The 22,938-nt window shown below is 38.7% G+C and carries 22 protein-coding genes; 5 read left to right on the top strand and 17 right to left on the bottom strand.

The features are described from left to right. The first annotated feature begins 31 nt into the window (after positions 1-31). Both AC4IF5_RS11430 and ribB read left to right on the top strand, forming a co-directional pair. Positions 32-1,045 (top strand): LLM class flavin-dependent oxidoreductase, encoded by a 1,014-nt coding sequence (locus AC4IF5_RS11430; RefSeq protein WP_490734594.1) that lies wholly within the window; start codon positions 32-34, stop codon positions 1,043-1,045. Between the two features lie 68 nt (positions 1,046-1,113). Further along, a complete protein-coding gene (gene ribB / locus AC4IF5_RS11425; protein WP_490734592.1) occupies positions 1,114-2,235 on the top strand; it encodes a 3,4-dihydroxy-2-butanone-4-phosphate synthase in 1,122 nt (373 codons plus the stop codon). A 168-nt stretch (positions 2,236-2,403) separates the two neighbouring features. Here ribB and fmt read toward each other — a convergent pair whose 3' ends face one another. The 6 genes from fmt to folK form a co-directional block, all read right to left on the bottom strand. Continuing rightward, entirely contained in the window at positions 2,404-3,354 is a 951-nt protein-coding gene (gene fmt / locus AC4IF5_RS11420; protein WP_490734590.1) for a methionyl-tRNA formyltransferase, read from the bottom strand. Positions 3,355-3,548: 194 nt separating this feature from the next. Continuing rightward, the gene (locus AC4IF5_RS11415) at positions 3,549-5,456 is read right to left on the bottom strand and encodes a RecQ family ATP-dependent DNA helicase (RefSeq protein WP_490734588.1); all 1,908 of its coding nucleotides are present in this window, start codon (positions 5,454-5,456) and stop codon (positions 3,549-3,551) included. A gap of 78 nt (positions 5,457-5,534) precedes the next feature. After that, entirely contained in the window at positions 5,535-6,971 is a 1,437-nt protein-coding gene (locus AC4IF5_RS11410) for an OmpA family protein (protein WP_490734586.1), read from the bottom strand. 209 nt (positions 6,972-7,180) lie between these two features. Beyond that, a complete protein-coding gene (locus AC4IF5_RS11405; RefSeq protein WP_490734584.1) occupies positions 7,181-8,707 on the bottom strand; it encodes an OmpA family protein in 1,527 nt (508 codons plus the stop codon). A gap of 52 nt (positions 8,708-8,759) precedes the next feature. Beyond that, positions 8,760-9,875 carry an OmpA family protein gene (locus tag AC4IF5_RS11400; protein ID WP_490734582.1) on the bottom strand — a complete coding sequence of 372 codons (1,116 nt, stop codon included), beginning with the start codon at positions 9,873-9,875 and terminating at the stop codon, positions 8,760-8,762. A 17-nt stretch (positions 9,876-9,892) separates the two neighbouring features. Next, on the bottom strand, positions 9,893-10,309 hold the full coding sequence (gene folK, locus AC4IF5_RS11395) for a 2-amino-4-hydroxy-6-hydroxymethyldihydropteridine diphosphokinase (protein ID WP_490734580.1): 417 nt from the start codon (positions 10,307-10,309) through the stop codon (positions 9,893-9,895). A 20-nt stretch (positions 10,310-10,329) separates the two neighbouring features. Here folK and sppA point away from each other — a divergent pair, with 20 nt between their 5' ends. Continuing rightward, positions 10,330-12,087, top strand: a complete 1,758-nt coding sequence (gene sppA / locus AC4IF5_RS11390) for a signal peptide peptidase SppA (protein WP_490734578.1) — start codon at positions 10,330-10,332, stop codon at positions 12,085-12,087. A gap of 68 nt (positions 12,088-12,155) precedes the next feature. Here the strand turns inward: sppA and AC4IF5_RS11385 are convergent, their stop codons facing one another. The 6 genes from AC4IF5_RS11385 to rpmB all read right to left on the bottom strand — a co-directional run bounded on the left by AC4IF5_RS11385 (position 12,156) and on the right by rpmB (position 14,611). Then, a complete protein-coding gene (locus tag AC4IF5_RS11385; RefSeq protein ID WP_123276559.1) occupies positions 12,156-12,410 on the bottom strand; it encodes a GlsB/YeaQ/YmgE family stress response membrane protein in 255 nt (84 codons plus the stop codon). Between the two features lie 72 nt (positions 12,411-12,482). Further along, on the bottom strand, positions 12,483-13,436 hold the full coding sequence (ftsY, locus tag AC4IF5_RS11380) for a signal recognition particle-docking protein FtsY (protein ID WP_490734576.1): 954 nt from the start codon (positions 13,434-13,436) through the stop codon (positions 12,483-12,485). Between the two features lie 15 nt (positions 13,437-13,451). Then, positions 13,452-13,919, bottom strand: coding sequence for a RidA family protein (locus AC4IF5_RS11375; protein WP_490734574.1), 468 nt, complete (start codon positions 13,917-13,919; stop codon positions 13,452-13,454). Positions 13,920-14,008: 89 nt separating this feature from the next. Next, complete coding sequence (locus AC4IF5_RS11370) at positions 14,009-14,161, bottom strand: DUF4295 domain-containing protein (protein ID WP_073175385.1); 153 nt, start codon at positions 14,159-14,161, stop codon at positions 14,009-14,011. Positions 14,162-14,181: 20 nt separating this feature from the next. After that, a complete protein-coding gene (gene rpmG, locus AC4IF5_RS11365) occupies positions 14,182-14,364 on the bottom strand; it encodes a 50S ribosomal protein L33 (RefSeq protein WP_062697831.1) in 183 nt (60 codons plus the stop codon). A gap of 7 nt (positions 14,365-14,371) precedes the next feature. Beyond that, the gene (gene rpmB / locus AC4IF5_RS11360) at positions 14,372-14,611 is read right to left on the bottom strand and encodes a 50S ribosomal protein L28 (RefSeq protein WP_007841810.1); all 240 of its coding nucleotides are present in this window, start codon (positions 14,609-14,611) and stop codon (positions 14,372-14,374) included. Positions 14,612-14,853: 242 nt separating this feature from the next. Between rpmB and AC4IF5_RS11355 the strand changes: the two genes are divergently transcribed. Beyond that, positions 14,854-16,563 (top strand): T9SS type A sorting domain-containing protein, encoded by a 1,710-nt coding sequence (locus tag AC4IF5_RS11355; RefSeq protein ID WP_490734570.1) that lies wholly within the window; start codon positions 14,854-14,856, stop codon positions 16,561-16,563. A 371-nt stretch (positions 16,564-16,934) separates the two neighbouring features. On the opposite strand, the gene lnt is transcribed toward AC4IF5_RS11355, so the two are convergent. Continuing rightward, complete coding sequence (gene lnt / locus AC4IF5_RS11350) at positions 16,935-18,569, bottom strand: apolipoprotein N-acyltransferase (protein WP_490734568.1); 1,635 nt, start codon at positions 18,567-18,569, stop codon at positions 16,935-16,937. Between the two features lie 55 nt (positions 18,570-18,624). On the opposite strand from lnt, the gene AC4IF5_RS11345 reads away from it, so the two are divergent. Then, on the top strand, positions 18,625-19,038 hold the full coding sequence (locus tag AC4IF5_RS11345) for a VanZ family protein (RefSeq protein ID WP_490734566.1): 414 nt from the start codon (positions 18,625-18,627) through the stop codon (positions 19,036-19,038). Here the strand turns inward: AC4IF5_RS11345 and proC are convergent. The 4 genes from proC to AC4IF5_RS11325 form a co-directional block, all read right to left on the bottom strand. Further along, a complete protein-coding gene (gene proC / locus AC4IF5_RS11340) occupies positions 19,028-19,831 on the bottom strand; it encodes a pyrroline-5-carboxylate reductase (protein WP_490734564.1) in 804 nt (267 codons plus the stop codon). The two genes, AC4IF5_RS11345 and proC, sit on opposite strands and share 11 nt — an antisense overlap. A 311-nt stretch (positions 19,832-20,142) precedes the next feature. Continuing rightward, positions 20,143-21,156, bottom strand: coding sequence for a UDP-N-acetylmuramate dehydrogenase (gene murB, locus AC4IF5_RS11335; protein WP_490734562.1), 1,014 nt, complete (start codon positions 21,154-21,156; stop codon positions 20,143-20,145). Positions 21,157-21,160: 4 nt separating this feature from the next. Next, on the bottom strand, positions 21,161-21,646 hold the full coding sequence (locus AC4IF5_RS11330) for a hypothetical protein (protein WP_490734560.1): 486 nt from the start codon (positions 21,644-21,646) through the stop codon (positions 21,161-21,163). A gap of 14 nt (positions 21,647-21,660) precedes the next feature. Beyond that, a complete protein-coding gene (locus AC4IF5_RS11325) occupies positions 21,661-22,866 on the bottom strand; it encodes a pyridoxal phosphate-dependent aminotransferase (RefSeq protein ID WP_490734558.1) in 1,206 nt (401 codons plus the stop codon). Positions 22,867-22,938: the final 72 nt, after the last annotated feature.

Raw genomic sequence — 22,938 nt, 5'->3', positions numbered from 1 at the left:
GTTTGGTTTTTTAAGACCTCAATTTAGAATTATGAAAAATTTTGAAATTTCTGTTTTAGACCTTGCGCCGGTAAAGCAGGGGAAAAGCATTCACGATACTTTTCAGGACAGCTTATCATTGGCCAATCACACTGAAAATTTAAACTATAAAAGGTTCTGGCTGGCCGAGCACCATAATATGGAAAGCATAGCCAGTTCTGCGACTTCAGTATTAATCGGCTTTATTGCCAACGGAACAAAAAAGATCAGAGTGGGTTCAGGAGGAATTATGCTCCCGAATCACAGTTCCCTGATCATTGCAGAACAATTTGGAACATTGGAATCTCTGTTTCCCGGAAGAATTGATCTTGGACTGGGAAGAGCGCCGGGTACGGACGGGCTGACAGCTCAGGCATTAGGAAGAAATCCTGCCATTATCAATGAGCAGTTTCCAAGACAGGTCCTGGAGCTTCAACGGTATTTCTCCAAAGAGAATGCGGATGCCATGGTTCGTGCCATTCCCGGAGAAGGATTGGAAATTCCTCTTTATATCTTAGGATCAAGTACCGATAGTGCATGGCTGGCTGCTGAACTTGGACTGCCGTATGCATTTGCAGGGCATTTTGCTCCTGAGCAGATGGAAATGGCTTTTAAAATTTACAGGGAACATTTTGAACCTTCAAAATATCTGACTCAGCCTTATATCATTGCCTGTGTGAACGGAGTGGCAGCGGAAACTTCTGAAGAAGCGCATAAAATGTCCACTACTTTATTCCAGGCATTCATCAATATCGTAAGAAATGACAGGAAGCCCTTTGCTCCACCGGTGGATGATATGGATGATATGGATGATATCTGGTCACCTATGGAGAAATCTATGGTTCTGCAGAAGCTGAGATATACTTTTATAGGAGATCAGGCTGAAATCCGGGAAAAGCTTAAAGATTTTCAGGAAAAATTCAATGTAGACGAGCTGATGATCAACTCGCATATTTATGACCATCAGAAAAGACTGAAGTCTTATGACATTTTCAGAGAGGCCGCGGACTCTTTATCCAATGCGTAATAAACCATTCATATTAATTGGCAGATGCTTATTTTTATAAGTATCTTTGCACAAAATAAAAAGTAAAGATGTCTGATATTAAATTAAATACTATTCCGGAGGCTATTGAAGACCTTAGAAATGGTAAAATAATCATAGTAGTAGATGATGAAGACAGAGAGAATGAAGGAGATTTTCTTTGTGCCGCAGAGCTTACAACTCCCGAAATTATCAATTTTATGGCGCTTCACGGAAGAGGGCTTATCTGTATGCCGCTTCCTGAGAAAAGATGTGATGAGCTTGGATTGGAAGTAATGGTGAGCAGAAGCAGCGATCCTAAAGAAACGGCTTTTACAGTATCTGTTGACCTTTTAGGTAACGGTACCTCTACAGGGATTTCTGCAGGAGACAGAGCGAAAACTATTTTGGCTTTGATGGATGAGAAATCCAAGCCTACAGATTTCATGAGACCTGGTCATATTTTCCCGCTTCGTGCAAGAAAAGGAGGGGTATTGAAGAGAGCAGGACATACCGAAGCTGCTATCGATCTTACCCATTTAGCTGGCTTGAAAGAAGGAGGAGTGATCTGTGAGATCATGAATGAAGATGGTACAATGTCCCGTTTGCCTGATCTTCATGCTTTTGCACAGAAACATGATATGAAAATTGTTTCTATCGAAGACCTGATCCATTATCAGCTTAAAAAAGGTAACCTGGTTGAAAGAATTGAAGAGAGAAAAGTGAAGACCCATTACGGTGATTTTGATTTTTATGCTTTCAGAGAAACTTCAAATGATCAGATCCACTTTGCCTTGACAAAAGGAGCCTGGACAGTGGATGAGCCTGTTTTAGTGAGGGTGCAGTCTTCAGATTCTTATTTTGATGTATTGACAAGACTGAATAACGGTGAGAAACCTTTATTGGAAAAAGTAACCAATATGGTCAATGAAGCCGGAAAAGGAGCTATCATCTTTATCAATAACGTTTCCAATTCTGAAAATACATTAAGAAAGCTTCAGCAGTTCCTGAACTATCAGGACGGGCAGGAGCAGCATCCTACATTGGCATACAACTACAGAGATTATGGTATTGGAACGCAGATCTTAAAGAATTTAGGGATCAATAAGTTTAAGGTAATCACCCAAAACCCTAATATCAAACCTCAGGTTGGGGGATATGATGTAGAGGTTACCGAGTTGGTACAATTATAATAAGTGAATAGTGAATTTGCTTCGCAGTGAATGACTGTTTACAATATAAAATAAAAGGTTTAGAATTTTTCTAAACCTTTTTTATTTTTAAATGATGACCGAATATTAAAAAAGACACATAGCTTAAACACTTTTGTAATTTCTTTGTATTGAAAGGGTAATCCGGATTTAATCCTTCAGTGATATTTCATCAAAGTTTCTGAAACCGTTCAGGAAATCTTTCACATTCATTCTTTTTTTACCTTCCAGTTGAAGTTCCTGTGGGTAATACATTCCGTCTTTTGTGTAGATTTTAAATTCATTCTTTGAAATCTCTAAGGTTCCTGAATGTTGTCCGTGATCTGAAAGTTCAAATCTGCCTGCGAATATCTTCAATCCTTTTTCTTCGTCACCTATCTTTAAGGTGGTAAAAGCGGCAGGATAAGGAGACATTCCGAGGATGAACTGGTGTACTGTTTTTGAAGGAGCATCCCAGTGTATTTTCGTATCTTCTTTAAATATTTTGTAGGCATTTTTAGGATGTTCTACCTCTGGCTGAGGTTTTTCCTCAATAGCATTTTCAGCCAGTCCATCCAATGTTTTAACAACCAATGCAGAACCCATTACCATGAGCCTGTCATGAAGGCTGCCGGCATTTTCATCCGGTAAGATTTTCATCTCTTCCTGAAGAAGAATATTTCCTTCATCGATCTTTTCATTGATAAAGAAAGTAGTGGCCCCTGTTTTCTCTTCCCCGTTGATGACAGCATAATTGATAGGAGCGGCTCCCCTGTAATCCGGAAGTAAAGATGCATGAAGGTTGAATGTCCCCATTTTAGGCATTTCAAACAGAACCTTCGGCATCATTCTGAATGCTACGACCACGAATACATCAGCATCCAGCTTTCTGAGCGCTTCTAAAAATTCAGGGTTTCTTAATTTTTCCGGCTGAAAAACAGGAATATTATTTTCTGAAGCGTAGATTTTTACCGGTGACTGGTGGATCTTCTGCCCACGTCCACTAGCTTTATCAGCAACGGTTACTACACCTACAACATTATGGTGAGATTGGTGGATGGCCTCCAAAGAAGTTTTTGCAAACTCAGGAGTTCCTAAAAAAACGACTTTCAATGATTTCATAATGCAAAGATAAGTTTTTGGTTTGAGAGTGGAGGGTTCTCTGGTGTGTAAGGGTAGGAGAGCGGGAGCGTTTTAATGTTATGGATTTAAGATCAGGAAAGAAAATTTATTTTACCTAAAGATCATCCTTAAACTAAAATCTTGACTCTTGACTCTTGACTCTTGATTCTTGGCTCTTGGTTCTTTACTCTTCATCACTCATGATTAAGCATATAAGTTCTGAAATTCAGCATCCTTACCTTTCCGGAGTCTAAAAGATAGATCAGGTTCTCTAAAATATTTTCTTTAGGGTGATAGCTTAGCTGTATGGAAAGCTCTTCGATGGTTGATGGCTTTTTGGCTAATAGATTGATGATCTGCTGAGAAATGTTCTTTCCGAAAATAGACTGTTTATTCTTTTCACAGACAGAACAATGGTCGCAGTTTTTTGTATTCTTTTCTCCAAAATAGGCAAGGATCAGCTTCATTTTACAGTAATCGTTATTTTCTACGTAAAATTTCATCTCCTCCCATTTTTGGATCTTGTTTCTCTGAATATGTTCAAATAACTTCCAGTAAGCACTGTTCACAGCTCTTTCATCACGGGGTCTAAGAAACTTTATGCTGGAGAGCGCACCATCTATATATTCAAGGTAATTCTTTTGCTGAAGCTCTTTCAGACGTTCTTTGATCAAAGGAACACTTACGTTGATCTTATTGCTCACCTGTTGTTCACTGAACATAACCTTGTGGGTTGTGATACCTGATATGGTACGGAAAAGAATCTCTATGAAATAGGCATCCTTTTGTGGCAATTGGTCTATTTCATCAGCCTGAATGAATAGTTCCAGGGAAGAAAGGCTCTTATTGTCATTATAATAGATGATCTCCTGATTGTGCAGGAAGTTGAGAACGTTGTTGATCTTAGCCCTTGATAATTTTGTGAAATTCTGGATACCGGTTGCATTCAGCTGAAATGTTTTCTCAGGCAGTTCAAATTCCGCTACCTGAAAGATAGAGTAGAGGTAGCTGATGATCTTTAAAAATTCAGCTTTATTGGGAATCTGATTTTTTAGGATCTGGTCAAAATTCAAAAGCTCCTGCTTGTTCCAGAGCATGAAAGCGAAGCTTTCTTTTCCATCCCTTCCGGATCTTCCGATCTCCTGATAATAATTTTCCAGAGAAGCTGCAGGAGAATAATGAATAACAAAGCGTACGTTGTCTTTATCGATTCCCATTCCAAAGGCATTCGTTGAGATCAGAACATGGTTGTCACTATTGTTCCAAAGGTTCTGCTTGGCATTTTTTTCTTTGGTGGTAAGTCCTGCATGAAAGTAATCCACATTTTTCAGCTGATTTTTTTTCAGAAATTCTGCAAGCTGTTCAGCTTCTTTTCTTGTTCTTACGTATACAATTCCAGAATCGTTATTGTATTTTAAAATATCGAAAACACGCTGGAATTTATCAGAAACCTCTTCGGTAAAGATCCTGATGTTATCTCTTTTAAAGCTTTTCTGGAAAACGGATGGATTTCTGAGCTCCAGTTTACTTTTGATCTCTTCCAGCACTTTAGGAGTGGCAGTAGCCGTTAAGGCCAGGCAGGGTATTTTGGGATTATTGCTTCTGAATCCTTTGATGTTCTGATAGCTTGGGCGAAAATCCTGTCCCCATTCTGAAATACAGTGGGCTTCATCAACAGCGATAAACGAAAGCTGGATCTCTTCAATATTTTGAAGAAATTGAGTGTTGGTCAATCTTTCAGGAGATATATAAAGCAGCTTTGTAAGACCTTCCTTGCATCGGTTATAAATCGATTCGGCATCATATTCATCGAGCTCGGAGGAAAGGTATTCAGCTTCTATCCCCCGGAATTTAAGCTGATTCACCTGGTCTTTCATCAAGGCAAGCAGGGGAGATACCACAAGGCAGGTTCCCTCTTTAAGTAAAGCCGGCAGCTGATAGCATAGTGACTTTCCTGCTCCCGTGGGTAAGAGGACCAAAGTGTCTTTTTCATTGATCACAGCATTGATAATTTCTTCCTGAGAATCCCTGAAGCCGTTGTAGCCCCAGAAATACTTAAGAGTATCATATTTCAGCTTTTGAAAATCCTGTGGAGAAATCATGTTGTAAAAATAAGGAAAGTATGACAACAAAAAAAGCCACGCTATGCGTGACTTTCATATAATAAATTAATACGTTTATTATTTAGCTTCGAAGTATACTCTTCTGTTGGCTCTGTTTTTCCATTCAGGGCATTTGGTAGCTGGTTCACATTCAGGGTATTTAAGGTCTTTTTCACCTTTACCTATTGCATTGATCTTACCAGACTGAACACCATTTTTGATCAGATAGTTCTTCACGTTGTTTGCTCTTCTTTCAGAGAGTTTTTGGTTGTACGCATCAGTACCTCTTGTATCAGTAGCTCCGATTACGCTGTAAGAACCATTTGAAGAATTGATATAGTTGACAGCATTATTTAAGATTGGAGTGTTTGAAGGTAAAATTCTGTCAGAATTTAAGTCAAACTCAATTCCTTCCAACTTAGTTTCTGTTTCTATTACCGGTCCGGTCGTTGTCGTAGGACATCCGTTGTTTTCAACCGGTCCAGGAACCGTTACACACTTATCGTAAAGATCGATAACTCCGTCAAGGTCAGTGTCAAGAGCAACTCCGGCACCATCCACTCTTGCTCCTGCAGGAGTGTCAAGCTGTCTGTCCCAATCATCGCAAACACCGTCGTTATCAGCATCTCCTTTCTTACATACTTCGATATCCTGGTTTTGATTCGCCAAAACATCAAGTTTGTAATAGATCTCCTGAAGCGGGTCATGCCACATTAGGTGAGATTCGTGTTTTCCTAATTTTAAGGAAAGACCTAAAGTCGCGTTAAAGAAGTTGTCTGAAACCTGCTCAGAACGCTTGTTGACAGCGCTGTAAGCATCACCGCCTCCATCGAATTCATCATCACCGGTTACCACATACATTAATCTACCTTCAATATCGATTCTTCTGCTTACTTTGAATTTCAGTCCGGCACCTGCCTGCATGAACATTGAACCTATCTGAAACGGTTTAATTTCAGTCATCAGTTGCTGTACTTTGCTGTTTTTCTGGTATGCTCTGTAAGCGATTGTACCGATACCCGCATATCCATGAAGTGCCCATCTGTAAGGAGAGTGGTTGTCTACTCTTCTCAACAGATTAGAGAAGTTAACATCTCCTAAGATCGAAATAGCGTCATACTGAGTTCTACCAGCTATTGCAGCTCCATCCGGAGCAGCATCCTTAGTGTTGAACCATCCTTGTCTGGTTTCACCTCTGTCATATTGTAAATTGATCCCAAAAGCATGGGTAATCGCTTTATCAATACTTACATAGGCTGAATATCCAAAAAGGTTTTTACCGTTACCGTTTTTGATAGAGGTTAAATCCGCTGATTGAAGGAGTGGAACACCAACCCCTGCAGAGATAGACCAATCGTTGAATCTTTTAGATTGATTGGTGAATGGGGAAACATTAGCAGACCCAGAAGAAAAAGTATTTGGGTACTCTCCATTTGAAACTGCCGTTGAGTCTTGTGCATAGCTGGCAGTAGGAATAGCCAAAGCTAGAGCAACAATTGCTAAACTTAATTTCATAGTGTTATTTTTTTAAGTTAAGTTATTTTAAATGATTTTTTACGTTAAAAAGTGATTTTATATTATTTTTTTCAAAACGGTTTTATTGGTATTTACCAATTATATACCTATAGTCCTGAAAATGATATAAAGGTATGTAAAAAAATTCGTAGTAGAAAAAAAAATAAACCGAAAAGGCAATTCCTTCCGGTTTATTATATAGTAAGAAATTACTTTTTCTTTTTCTTAGCCGGTACTTTTTTTACCGGTTTTTTTACAGGAGCATCTTCATAATCTTTCTTTTTGATAGCATCCCATTGTGAACTTTCTATAAATCTTACAGTAACTTTTCTGTCTGCCAGTCTTTCAGCATCTGAAGCTGAAGCAGGAATCGTAGCTTCCGCGGATCCTACTCCTCTTGATTTCAGTACATTTTCATTGATGCCTCTGCTTTCTAAAGCGCTTACTACAGCAGCAGCTCTTTCTTTAGACAGTCTGAGGTTGTAAGCAGCATTTCCTTTAATATCGGTATGTCCTGTCAGCAGGTAGTTTCCTCCGTTTTCTTTAATGATCGAAGCTGCAAGATCCAGTTTGCTGTTAGATTCAGGTGTGATTGTAGCCTTATTAAAGTTAAAGTAAATATCTTTAAGCGTTTTTTCTACTTCTATAGCTGTCTGGTTGTTATCTTTTTTCTCCACCGGACATCCGTTGTTTTCAACCGGTCCGGGAACCGTTACACACTTATCGTAAAGGTCAATAGTACCATCAAGGTCAGTGTCAAGAGCAACTCCGGCACCATCCACTCTTGCTCCTGCAGGAGTGTCAAGCTGTCTGTCCCAATCATCACAAACTCCGTCGTTATCAGCATCTCCTTTCTTACATACTTCAACATCCTGGTTTTTATTCGCCAAAACATCAAGTTTGTAATAGATCTCCTGAAGCGGGTCATGCCACATTAAGTGGGATTCGTGTTTTCCTAACTTGAATGAAAGACCTAAAGTCGCGTTAAAGAAGTTATCTGAAACCTGCTCAGAACGCTTGTTGATAGCGCTGTAAGCATCACCGCCTCCATCGAATTCATCATCACCGGTTACCACATACATTAATCTACCTTCAATATCGATTCTTCTGCTTACTTTGAATTTCAGTCCGGCACCTGCCTGCATGAACATTGAACCTATCTGAAACGGTTTAATTTCAGTCATCAGTTGCTGTACTTTGCTGTTTTTCTGGTATGCTCTGTAAGCGATTGTACCGATACCCGCATATCCATGAAGCGCCCATCTGTAAGGAGAGTGGTTGTCTACTCTTCTCAACAGATTAGAGAAGTTGATATCTCCTAAGATCGAAATAGCGTCATATTGTGTTCTACCAGCTACTGCAGCTCCATCCGGAGCAGCATTCTTAGTATTGAACCACCCTTGTCTGGTCTCACCTCTGTCATATTGTAAATTGATCCCAAAGGCATGGGTAATCGCTTTATCAATACTTATATAGGCGGAATATCCAAAAAGGTTTTTACCGTTACCATTCTTGATAGAGGTCAAATCAGCGGATTGAAGAAGCGGAACCCCTGCTCCTACTGAAATAGACCAGTCATTAAATCTTTTAGATTGATTGGTGAATGGGGAAACATTAGCAGATCCTGAAGAAAAAGTATTTGGATATTCTCCGTTGGAAACTGCCGTTGAGTCTTGTGCAAAGCTTACGGCAGGGACAGCCAAAGCTAGAGCAACAATTGCTAAACTTAATTTCATCGTGTATTATTATTTGATTTTTTTTCTTGAAAAAAAATATTTTAATTTTTTATTATTTGGTAGGGCATCCGTTATTTTCAACAGGTCCTGGCACAGTTACACATTTATCATAAAGGTCAATAACTCCGTCAAGGTCCATATCCAAAGCAACTCCGGCACCGTCTACTCTTGCTCCTGCAGGAGTATCAAGCTGTCTGTCCCAGTCATCACATACTCCATCATTATCAGCATCTCCTTTTTCGCAAACAACAAGGTCTGTAGCTGCATTTTCAAGAACGCTGGTTCTGTAGTAAGCTTCCTGAAGCGGATCATGCCATGCCAGATGAGATAAATGCTTTCCTAATTTGAAAGATAAACCTAAACTTACTGTCCATGCATTATCAGATCTTCTAGGGTTGAGCATATTATATTTTGAACCTGGAGTGGAAGGATCATAGTCGTTAGGATCAGCCCATCCGCCACCATCGAACTCATCATCTCCACTGATGATATACATGGTTCTTGCTTCAATGTCAATAAGTTTTGAAACATTGTATTTTATTCCAATACCTCCCTGGTAGAATATGGAGTTAATATCAATGTCCTGCTTAATGAACAAAGGAACTCTTTTGGGAGCATTACTCCATCTGAACTCATCATTGTCATGTAGTGAGGTCCTGAACCCTTGAACACCAATACCCATATATCCGTGGAATGCCCATCTGTATGGAGAGTGATTGTCAACTCTTCTGAACAAGTTTGAGAAGTTGATATCTCCCAATAACGATATATTATCGAATTGTGTGGTTGCGGTAGCTATTCCCGCTGTTTGCCCTGCAGCACCCGGAAGTTGTGCCGTCTGTTTCGTTTCTCCTCGCATATACATTACGCTTAGAGCGAATGCATGTGTGATTTGCTTATCTACACTGATGTAAGCATTATATCCCCAATTGGTCTTATCCTTACGGATCGACTTAAGGTCAGAATGCACCATAAATGCAGGTCCCCCTCCAACGGAAATTGACCAGTCTCTGAAGCGTCTGGCTTTGTTGTCAAAAGGTTGTACGTTAGCTGATCCCGAAGAGAATGTATTAGGATACTCGGTAGAAGAGTTTACTGTAGTGCTGCTGTCCTGTGCGAAAGCTGCAATCGGCAATGTTGTAGCCAATAATAATAAACCTAATTTCATACAATATGTTTTATGTTTTAAATAAAATCTTTTAATAATATTCTGGAAAAATCCCTTTCAAAAAGATGTTTTTTATGAGGGATTTCTAATCTTTCTGATGTAAAATTTAATTCATTATACTTAATGATATCAATATCTATGATCCTGTCGGTATAACCTCCGGATACTTTTGAATCATTAATTCTTCCCATTTCAACCTCAATTTTCTTAACACAATCAAGCAGTTGAATTGGTGAAAGATGCGTGAATATTAATGCTGCAATATTACAAAAAATATTGGAACTGGCAAATTCTACGGGATCTGATATTAAATATTCGCTGATTTGTGAAATGTTATTTCCGGCATCACTTATTTTCTGCAAAGCGAGCTCTATATTTTTTTTTTGCTCTCCAAGGTTACTTCCTAGTAACAAAACTACCTTATGCTGCGACATATTGGAAAATTGATTGATTTATGAGAAGTTTCTTAAAAAATGTTTTGGCAAATATAGTAGCAATAATCATACTTTGCGCTGTATTTTTCATCTTTTTCATTATGATGCTTGTGTTCAGTTCCATGGGAAGTGATAAGTCGGTGGCGGTGAAAAAGAATTCGGTTCTGACGATTAATTTAAAAACCAATATAATAGACAGCCCTACTGAAGAGGAAATGGGACTGTTCGGAATAGGTAACCAGAACAAAAGCGTTCTTCTTTATGATGCGCTGGAAGCTATAAATAAAGCCAAAACCGATAACAATATTAAAGGGATCAGTATTGAAGCTGATGATCTGAGTGCGGGACTGACCCAGATTGATGATCTCAGAAATGCGATTGAGGATTTCAAGAAAAGCGGAAAGTTTGTATATGCTTACGGAAACGGGGTATCACAGTCTGCCTATTACCTGGGATCGGTAGCTGATCAGTATTATCTTCACCCTGCGGGAGCTATAGAGCTGAAGGGTCTTGCCACTGAAGTTACATTCTTTAAAGATTTTGCGGATAAGTATGGTATAGGGATTGAAGTGATCCGTCATGGTAAGTTTAAATCAGCGGTTGAGCCTTTTTTAAGAAATGATATTTCGCCTGAGAATAAGGAGCAGCTAAGCACTCTTTTAGACGATCTTTGGAAAAATACATCCAATAAAATGGCGGTTTCAAGAAAAATCGATACAGCCCAGTTCAGAACAATTGTTGACAGTTTATACGGAATGATTCCTGAACAGGGATTAAAATACAAACTTGCAGATAAGCTGATTCAGAAATCTGAATATGAAAATCTCCTGAAGTCTAAATTAAGTTTAAAGGAAAAAGAAAAGCTGAACAAGATCTCTTTGACCAGCTATATCAGTTCCTATGCGGATGAGGATAAATCAGGAGAGAAAGTAGCTGTGCTGTATGCTTCGGGATCTATCAACAGTGGGGATGGATATAATGATATTTCCTCTGATAAATATGTAAAATATATTAAAAAGCTTCAGGATGATGACAAGGTAAAAGCTGTAGTATTCAGAATCAACTCTCCTGGCGGAAGTGCAAATGCTTCAGATGAAATTTTATTTGAATTGCAACAGTTAAAAAAGAAAAAGCCTTTGGTGGTTTCCTTCGGGGACTATGCGGCTTCAGGAGGATACTATGTGGCAATGGCCGCAGATAAAATTTATTCTGAGGCTAATACCCTTACAGGTTCCATTGGAGTTTTCGGTGTGCTGCCTTATTATAAAGATATTGCGAATAAAAACGGAATCCGTGCAGATGTTGTTGCTACAAACGCCAACTCTATGTATTACTCAGGATTGAACGGAGTAACACCTTATGGAGTGAATATGATGACGAGAAGTGTGGAAGGAACGTATAAAAGATTTGTACATTTCGTTACCCAAAACAGGAAGCAGACTTTTGAGCAGATCGATAATGTAGGTGGTGGTAGAGTATGGAGCGGAGCCCGTGCAAAGCAGATCGGTTTAGTGGATGACCTGGGTACCTTGAATGATGCTGTAAAGTTTGCGGCACAGAAAGCAGGATTAAAAGCTTATCATGTAGAAGCGTTCCCTAAGAAAATGTCACCGGTTGAGCAACTGTTTAAAGACCTTAATGAAGAGGATGTTTCTGCAAGGATCATTAAAAATAAAATAGGAAAGTCTAACTATGAGATCTTGCAGCAGATCACGGACAAAAAATTACAGGCTGAAGTAAAGATGGAAATGCCTTACCAGATTAGAATCAACAACTAACTAAATTATATTGTACACAAAAATCCCGGATCTGAATTTCAGATCCGGGATTTTATTTTTTATAAATATCAGCCTTTCTTCGTCGCCATTCCGTAAATCCAGAGGACGATAAGTGATCCTCCTATTGCAAGCAGCATACTTCTGAAATCGAAATTGTCAACTGTTCCCCAGCCAATAGCACTTCCTATAAATCCTCCGACAAAAGCTCCTACGATTCCCAGGATAATTGTCATTAGCCATCCGCCTCCTTGGGTTCCGGGCATTATTAATTTTGCAATGGCTCCCGCGATAAGACCAAATATGATCCAAGTTAAAATTCCCATAGTTTTAAAATTTTAATTGTTAATATTTAAAATGATTTGTTTTTGCTAATATATGGGAAAACATGATATAAATCATCTCTTCTTGAAGAATGAGTCTACAAATTCCGTACCATTAAAAAGCTGAAGATCCTGCATTTTTTCACCTACGCCGATATATTTTACCGGAATCTGGAACTGGTCGGAGATCCCAATGACAACACCTCCTTTTGCTGTTCCGTCCAGCTTGGTTACTGCTAAAGCATTGACTTCTGTCGCTGCTGTGAACTGTTTTGCCTGTTCAAAAGCATTCTGTCCTGTAGAACCGTCAAGAACCAAAAGAATCTCATGAGGCGCATCAGGAATTACTTTCTGCATTACTCTTTTGATCTTGGAAAGCTCGTTCATCAGGTTGATCTTATTGTGAAGTCTTCCTGCCGTATCAATGATAACCACATCTGCGTTTTGCGCCACAGCGCTTTGTACAGTGTCAAATGCAACTGAAGCGGGATCTGAGCCCATTCCCTGTTTTACGATAGGAACATCAACTCTTTCACTCCAGATGGTGAGTTGGTCAACCGCAGCAGCCCTGAAGGTGTCAGCAGCCCCTAATACAACCTTTTTGCCTTCCGACTTGAACTGGTAGGCAAGCTTTCCGATAGTGGTTGTTTTTCCCACTCCATTTACCCCTACTACCATGATGACATATGGTTTTTTGGAAGCATCGATATTTCCCGTACCCGCATGTGGATTTTCAAGCAGTAATCCTGAAATTTCTTCACGGAGAATTTTATCAAGCTCGTTGACACCGACATATTTGTCTCTGGCAACACGCTCTTCAATTCTTTCTATGATCTTGATGGTGGTAGAGGCACCTACGTCAGATGCGATCAGTACTTCCTCAAGGTCATCCAGTACTTCATCATCTACTTTGCTTTTACCGACTACGGCTTTCGTCATTTTTTCAAAGAATCCCTGACTGGATTTTTCCAATCCTTTGTCTAAGGTTTCTTTTTCTTCCTTTTTGAAAATATTTTTAAACCAACTCATAGTTTTAGTTTATTCTTATTTATTTTTAATCACTGCTGTGGCTTCCACCTCTATAAGGACATCATCTCTGAAAAGCCTGCTCACTTCCACAAGGCTGCTTACAGGAGGGTTTTGAAGGTTGACATACGCATCCCTGACCTTTCTGAAATCCGGAGTTTTAGAGATATCGGTGATAAAGATTCCAAGTTTGATCACATCCTTTCCCGTCCCTCCATATTCTTTCAGAACATGTTCAATATTTTTAAAAACCTGATGGGTCTGCTCCTCTACATTTTTTCCCACAAGATTACCTTCTGAATCTAAAGGAACCTGTCCGGATAACAAAATCATTTTAGAATTTCCACAATCAATGCTTACTGATTGTGAAAGTCCTTTGATGCTAAAAACTTTCGGCGAACTTTTATATTCTGTAGGGTTCATTGTTTTCTGACTGAATGAAAATAGAAAAGTTGCGGTGCAAACCAGAACAAGAATCTTTTTCATATTTTATTGATTAATAATCTGGTGCACAAAGATAACAAAAAAACTACCCAAAATATGAGTAGTTTTTTATATTGTAAATAAAGTAAGGATTATTTTTTCAAATAACCATCTACTTCATCAGCATTCATTACTTTTTCTTCGAAAACGTAAGCTCCTGATTTAGAAGACTTAATCATTTTCACCACTTTAGTCATTTTCTTAGATTGACCGCTTTGTAGGGTTGCTACTACTTTCTTTGCCATGGTAAGTTATTATTTATAAATTACTTGATTTCTTTGTGAACAGTATATTTTTTAAGAACCGGATTATACTTCTTAAGCTCTAATCTCTCAGTAGTGTTCTTTTTATTTTTAGTAGAAATGTATCTAGACATTCCTGCCATACCGCTTTCTTTGTGCTCTGTACATTCAAGGATTACTTGAACTCTGTTTCCTTTTTTTGCCATGATTCAATTACTTTTTAATCAATCCGTTTCTTACAGCTCTTTCCAGAGCCTCTTCGATTCCAATCTTGTTAATCACTCTCAATCCATGAGCTGATACTTTCAGTGTTACGTGCTTATCTTGCTCTGGAAGGTAAAACTTCTTCTCTAATAAGTTAATTTCAAAACGACGCTTCGTTTTGTTATTAGCGTGAGAAACGTTGTTACCAACCATTGCACGCTTTCCTGTTATTTGGCAAATTCTTGACATATCTCGATGTTCTTATTTGTATAATATTTGAGAGTGCAAAATAACGAAGAATTTTTTAGATAGACAAATCTTTTAGAAAATATTTGTAAATAAGTAGCTGATTAATAATATTGAATTTTTAAAATAGCCGAATTTCCGGGATATAGCAGATAATCAGTGCTGATATATTTCATACAGGCTTTTTTTCACTCAGAGAATTTAATATTCTATCTTTGTTTTTAATTAATCTAAATAAAAACAAAATGAAGAGGATTTATATTTTATTGTCGATGCTGCCCGTAGGACTGATGGCGCAGAACTTTTCTGAGATGCCGACGGGTATTAAGAATTTTTACTATTCAGCAGCTGATATTGCTGATATGGATAACAACGGAACCCTGGATATTGTGCTTAACGGTGCTATAGATTCTGATGGAGACGGAAGTGCAGACAGTACTTACAATGAGGTTTATCAGAATGATGGTACAACATTACAGCCATATGTGGGATTGGGAAGTGATGTGACCCACCTTGGAGATATCAGGTTTATCGATTATAATAATGACGGTTTGATGGATATTGTTTCAACCGGACTTAGTTATATGGATATTGTGAATTATAAGCAATACCGTTTCAAAAATACCGGATCGGGGTTTGTGAAGCAAGATGAGCTTCAAGGTAAGGTCTACGGATCATTGGAGGTCTTTGATTTTAATCACGACGGAAAGCAGGATTATGCACTCAACGGTACTCAATATGCGCACGGTGATGGCTTCGTAAATACATTGGATTACTATAAAAATACAGGCTCAGGTTTTGATATGACAGAGAACTGGGTTGACGGGACGCAAAACGGAAGCTTTAAAGTGGTTGACCTTAATAATGATAATCTTCTGGATCTTATAATTGTTGGATCGGATATTAATGGGAGTCCGGTTTCCAAGGTATATATGAACCAGGCAGGAACATTAACACCTACTCAGGATCTTTTCCCTTTGTCTGCAGGAAAAATTGAATTTGCGGATTTTAATGCTGATGGTTTTCAGGATATTGTAATGATCGGAAGAGATGATAATGATGATGCGTATTTTGCTGTTTTAATGAATGACGGAACGGGGACGCTGACCCCTCAGCTGATCTCAGATAGTGATATTTCTGATGTCTCCTTAAGCGTAGGAGACCTGAATAATGACGGATACTATGACTTTATTATTTCCGGAAATGAAGATTACGATGCTGTTGTAAAAACTTATATTTATAATGTCTCCAATCATAATTTTACTGAAGGTACACTAATCGGATTAACACCTCTTGGAGGTCCGGGCCTTGTACATCTGTTTGATTTTAACAATGATCATCATCTGGATGTTTTGCTGGGAGGATTTGACTGGTCAGGAGTCGATTATCCTTCGCTGACGAAGGTTTTTAAAAATAATTCCACAGAAGCGAACGCCAAGCCGACAGCACCCACTCATCTTAATCTTACAAAAAACGGAAACAGGTTTAATTTTTCATGGAGCGGAGCTTCAGATGATAAAACACCGGTGAATGCTCTACGTTATGAAATAACAGTGGGAACTGCTCAAGGGGCACATGATATCGCCAAATATGTGGTGACAACACCTTCATGGTTCCTGGACCTTGATCCGGCAGTTCAGAACGTATACTGGAGCGTAAGATCAATTGATGCTTCAAAAGTATATTCTGACGCTTCTACGGAAAGCACACTGGGAATAAAAGAAAACAGAACGGCAGCGCAGCTGGCCATTTATCCGAATCCCGCCTCTGATAAAGTATATATAAAAGGAGAGAGAGTTTCTGAAGTTGAAATGTATGCAATGGATGGAAAGAAGCTGAACGTTAGTTTGAATGGTGATCAGTCCGTTGATGTCTCTCATCTTCCGAAAGGAGTCTACTTACTAAAACTGAAAATAAAAAACGAAATAACCACCCGAAAACTTACGATTAAATAACTGAATCATTCTATCATGAGAAAAGCCAGACGTCCAGCTGGCTTTTCTTTTTTTTATACCCCAAACATCTATAGAAAAGAATCTGCATGATCTGTTAAATCAGCGAGCAAAATATAAGCTCCCACAGATCCCGCGGATTGCGCAGATGATTGCGTTTATTTGTGCATAGATCAGTGGAATTTGTGTTTAAGAACTATGCTTTCTTTTTTGTCCTCAAAATATCTAAATCGATAGAATAATTAAATTTTATCAGTAAAAATCAGCGTGACCTGCAAAATCAGCGAGCAAAATATAAGCTCCCACAGATCCTGCGGATTGCGCAGATGATTGCGTTTATTTGTGCATAGATTAGTGGAATTTATGTTTAAGAACTATGCTTTCTTTGTTTTATTTCTAAACCATTCTATAAGGAAATAAAATAATAAAAACCCTAATGCAAATATTGAAAATCTCGAAAGAAGATCTCCGGCCCTTGTATAGAATGTCATGGTATCATAAAGGTTGACCTTTGCAAATAAGGTGGTCTGGTCTCCATAGAAGGTATCAGCGGTTACCTCACCTTTGGCATTGATGTGTGCAGAAATACCGCTGTTGGCTGCACGGGCAATTTCCCTTCGGGTTTCAATCGCCCTTAATCTTGCATAGGATAATAGCTGTTTGTGTCCTTCTGTAACCCCCCACCAGGAATCGTTGGTCATAATTCCTAAAAAGTTGGCCCCTTTTCTTACATAATCCGTTACAAACTCACCATAGATACTTTCATAACAGATGATAGGAGCCATTTTACCTTTGTTGTAAGGATTGGAAAAGGCAATTCTTTCTTTGTCTGTCCCAAGAGAGGCTACCGTTCCGCCCAGATTGAGCATGGCATTCCCTAAGATAGGTTTCAGAACACTTATATAAGGGAAGATTTCAACGCCCGGAACCAGCTTCCCTTTATGGTACGCTTGTACCTTCTGGTTAGGAGCGATCTGAACAGCGGTATTATAGCTTGTGATCCATAGCCCCGGATTGATTTCGTAAGCTTCTTTAGGCATGGTAGCCGGATCAAAATAAAAACGGTGCGACGAGATCCCTGTTGCAAAAACAGAACCCGGATGTTTGGATAAAAAACCTTTGATATTGTTTAAAAGTAAGCTCTTTTCAAAAGCGGTTTCAGAAATAGAGCCTCGTCCCGGAAGAGCTGTTTCCGGAGCCATATAATAATCGATCTTTCCCGTTGAATTTTTTTCAGCAAGCGCTAATAGGTCCTGTTCAATGGTCAGACTGTCTTTAGAATATTTTTCAGCATAAGGATCAAGATCAGGCTGTAGCATCAGTACATTGACCTGTCCGGAAAGTTTCTCATCAAAGCTGTTATATTTAATGACTGAAATGATCATTGGAAGAATGATCAGGCCTGCAACGATTGACGCGTTTCTGATCAGATCTTTTTTCTTTCTTCCGGCTTCCCAGGTTCTTACAGTATAAAAGATCAGGATATTGATCAGCAGGATCCAGAAGCTGCCACCCGTTGCACCCAGGGTATCATACCACTGAATCAGTTTCGGATATTCTGAAAATACATTCCCTAAGTTCAGCCACGGCCATGTCAGTTCCCATCCCAAATGAAATTTTTCAAAACTCATCCAGATGGCAATAAAGAATGCCAGTCCCCAATAGGTTCCCTGCGCATTTTTGTACCAGTGGTAGCACTGGAATACCAATGAATACAAGAGAGAATTGACAAGTACGGGAAATACAACAGCCATCATCGAATGACTTCCGTCAGGATTCTTTGAACCATACAGCCATCCCGTGGTCACCACATTCCAAATGACAAAGCAGAGGTAAGACAGCCAGAAGATGATCCAGCCTTTTCTTTTATAATCTGAAAATTTTGAAATTCCATGCTCCATCATCAGAAGAGGAACAAGGGCAAAAAATATAAAAAACGGAACCCCATAAGTTGGCCATGAAACCGACAGCAGCATTGCTGAAATAAGGGTAAGCAGAACGTATTTCATTAAATTATTTTATGACACAAATTTAATATTTTTGAAATGAATATATTAGCACCTGATGTTAAAGAAAATTTATAAAGCTGTTATTGTGCCTTATACTGTATTCATTTTGTACCTTCTGTTTTTGGGGATGGGCAGATTTCAGTATGAAGATAACCTGATTACAGTAGAGCCGGTATTCTCTACCGTGAAATTTGTTCAGAATAATATTGACAGGAAGTATACCTTCAGGATCATTCTTGGTAATGTGATTATGTTTATTCCTTTTGGTTTTTCAGGCTGGGTCTTTCCAAAGCTGAAAGATCTCAGGTCCCTTATCTATGCTTTTATTTCAGCAATGTTCATCGTAGAAGGGCTTCAGTACTTTACGAGAATGGGAATATTTGAAATAGACGATATCATCCTGAATACTTTCGGAGCGTATTTAGGATGGCTGCTTTGCGGATTTGCTGATAAAAGGTTTAATTATTGAGTTCTTTAGCCCGCTTTTCGGCATTCAGAATTCCCTGTTGTAAAATTTCTTTAAAACTGTTTTCTTCAAATGTTTTTAGAGCAGCTTCTGTAGTTCCGCCTTTGGATGCTACATCTTTAATAAGTTCTTCAAGGTTCTTTTCAGAATTGTTGATCAGGTGATAAGCTCCCAGCATGGTCTGTTTTACAAAAAGTTTGGAAAGATTTTCTTCAATACCCATCTCAATTCCTGCTTTGATCATCGCATCAATGATATAATAGAAGTAAGCAGGACCACTTCCTGAAAGAGCAGTTACCCCATCCAGAAGGTCTTCATTTTCCAGATAAACGGATCTTCCTGTGCTGTTCAGCAATCTTTCGATATTGATCAGTTGGCTGAAGGAAATACCGTTTGCCGCCGTATATCCTGTAATTCCCATTCCTAAAAGAGTAGGAGAGTTCGGCATAGCTCTTACCACAAGAGGATGGTTCAGCAGTTTTTGAATTTTCTCAATATTGATTCCGGCCATGATGGACAAAATCATCTGGTTTTCTTTGAAGGTAAACTGAATATTCTGAGCCACTGTCTGGAAATCCTGAGGTTTTACAGCAATAATAATCAGATCAGCATCAAGCTCACGAACTTCTTCAAAGGTGGAAATTTTCGATTGGGGAAACTCATCAGCTATTTTGGAAATTTTTGCAGGATTTCTGATGATCAGATGAAGATCTTCAGGTTTGATCAGCTCGTATTTGAGGAACGACTTTGAAAAAGAAAGGCCCATATTTCCGGCTCCAAGAATAGCTATTTTCATTGTTGTGCTTTTATTTTTTAGCTAAAATAATGATTTTTTGGGATATGATATTTCTAAGATGTAAGGAAATAAAGTGTTCTCGCAGATAAAGGAGATCGGGCAGATTTTTCTATAAATGTCCTCATCATCTTCAAAATCAATGGGAGATAATATTACTTAAAATATATCGTACCAGATAAAATCCTTGCGCCTTAAAAGCTATATTGTAGCTTAAAAAGCTTAGTGTCTTTGCGTTTTCAGAGTCTATTTAAATGATCAACAATTAAAAAGGCTGTACTCATCATGAATACAGCCTTTGAATATTTTTAGATTTAAATAATATTTACCTCCCGCTCAAGTTCTATCCCGAATTTCTCTTTTACGGAGTTGATAATCTCAGTAGAAAAATCAAAAATTTCTTTTCCGGTGGCATTTCCGGTGGCATTGATGATGACCAGAGACTGAAGCTTGTGTGAAGCTACATTTCCGATCTGCTTACCTTTCCACCCGCATTGTTCAATCAGCCATCCTGCAGGAACTTTTACCCTATTTCCGCTGGGATAGCCCTGGATATTTTCAAATGTATGCTTTAAATCTTCAAATTGAGTTAAAGGAATTGTCGGGTTTTTAAAAAAGCTTCCTGCATTTCCGATTTCTTTAGGATCCGGCAGTTTGCTTTGCCTGATGCTGATGACAGCTTTGGAAACATCCTGAATGGTGGGTTTTTCAATCCCCATATTTTCCAATTCGGACTTGATGGCTCCATATTCTGTTTTAATATGATGGTCTTTCCGGGTAAGCTTAAAAGTAACTTCCAGAATGACATATTTTCCCTTTCCTTCCTGCTTGAAAATAGAATCTCTGTAGCCGAACCTGCATTGTTCAAGATTGAAAGTTTTAAGTTCCATATTTTCTAAGTCCAGGACCTGGCAGCTGACAAAAACATCCTTGATTTCCGTGCCGTAGGCTCCGATATTCTGCATAGGCGAAGTTCCTACATTTCCGGGAATTAGAGAAAGGTTTTCCAGTCCGCCATAGTTTTTTTGCAAACAATACATCACGAATTCATGCCAGTTTTCACCTGCTTTTGCAGTAACAAGAACCTCATGATCATTGATGCTTTCTTCAGAAATTCCTTTTAGATTAAGCTTGATGGCAAGACCGCTAAAGTCTTTTGTGAGAAGGATATTACTTCCGCCTCCGAGCAATAAAAGCTGAAGAGACTGCGCCTTTGCAAAGTTGAGGACTTCTTTTAATTCTTCAGTGCTGTTTACTTCAGTAAAGTATTGCGCTTTGGCATCAACACCAAATGTATTGTAAGGCTTTAAGGAAAAATTTTCTTGCATGTTCTTATTGGTATTCTTTGGGAAGAATTTTATCTAATTGTTCTTTAAGCTGCTGGAGTTGCTTATAATGTGCGGTGTCTGCAAAAGAGTTGACATAGATGTGTGCCTTTTTCGGGGTACGGATCTGAAAGGTTTCATCTATTCCATCTACCGACTGCTGGCTGGGAGAGCTTTTTATATGATCCAGATCTTCAATATTGATAGAAGAAATGAGCAGCTTCCAGGTATCAGGGGTAATGGCTGAACTCCATTCCTGATGAGTGCGGTTGCCGGTAGCTCCTTTTTCCGCAAAGACGGAGTCTTTTGTAGCTTTAATGATCCTGTATTCTCCAAGCGTACCTCCGATGTGCGATACACTGATAAAAGTTATTTCGTCATGATTCTTGTAAGAAACAGTTGGCTTCTGCTTTTTTGTGTCACAGGAAAAAAATGCCGACAGCAAAAAGATAGAAAACAGTATTTTCAGATGGATATTTTTTGTTGTCGGCATTATTATATATGGTTTTACAGGCTAAATTCTTCCTTGTACTTCTTTAAAGCCTCTTTCAGGATCTCAGCACTTCTTTTCAAATCTTCTTCTTTCAGAACGTAGGCAATTCTTACCTGTTTTTTTCCTAATTCAGGATCACTGTAGAATCCTCCTGCAGGAGCCACCATGATCGTTTCGTTATTAAGGGAATATTTTTCAAGCAGCCATTGTGCAAATTTTTCAGTATCATCTACGGGAAGCTCAGCAACACAGTAGAAAGCTCCTTTAGGCTTAGGGCAGATTACTCCCGGAATAGCATTTAAGAGGTCAACCAATACATTTCTTCTGTGTGTATATTCCTCTCTTACGGCCCTTATATAAGGTCCGTCATTCTGGTGCGCTGCCGTTGCGGCAATTTGTCCTAAAAGAACCGGGCTCAATCTGGCCTGCGCAAAAAGGATGGCTGCATTACGGATCTTCTGAGAACGGGTAACCATACATCCGATTCTTACACCGCACATGGAATAACGCTTAGACTCTGAGTCGATCACAATACAGTTTTCGCTCAGTTCCGGGAAATCAAGCATTGAGATCTGTTGCTTTCCGTCATATACATATTCTCTGTATACTTCATCAGAGATGATGACGATATCATATTTTAACGCGATTTCAGCAAGCTTTTGAAGCTCTTCACGGGTATAGAGATATCCTGTAGGGTTTCCCGGATTACAGATAATGATCGCTCTTGTTTTTTCTGTGATCTTTTTTTCAAATTCCTCAACAGGAGGTAGGGCAAAACCTGTATCAATAGTGGAAGGAACTGCTACTACATTCACATCGAATGTGCTGGTGAAACCATTGTAGTTAGCATAATAAGGTTCCGGAATAATCACTTCATCACCTTCATCACATAAAGTGGAAATGGCAAAGTTCAGGGCTTCAGAACCCCCATTGGTAACAATGAAACTGTCAGGTGTTAAATCTGAAAAACCTAATGAATGATAATATTCTGTAAGAGCTTTTCTGTATTCGATATTACCTTCAGAAAGCGCATATTCCAATACTTTTAAATCGATATTCTTTAAAGCATTTAAAGCGGTTTCCGGAGTTTCAATATCAGGCTGTCCGATATTAAGGTGATATACTTTTATTCCTTTCTGTTTTGCTTGTAATGCAAAAGGAACCAGTTTTCTTACCGGCGATGGCGGCATATGCAGTGCTCTGTTTGAAATATTTGGCATTGTTCAAAAAATTTGTATGACAAAAATAGGATTTAATTTCTCAATAATAAAATTCAGGATCAATAAGAAACT

The sequence above is a fragment of the Chryseobacterium sp. UF-290 genome, assembly GCF_058245615.1.
This window is presented reverse-complemented; position numbering and strand designations above follow the sequence as displayed.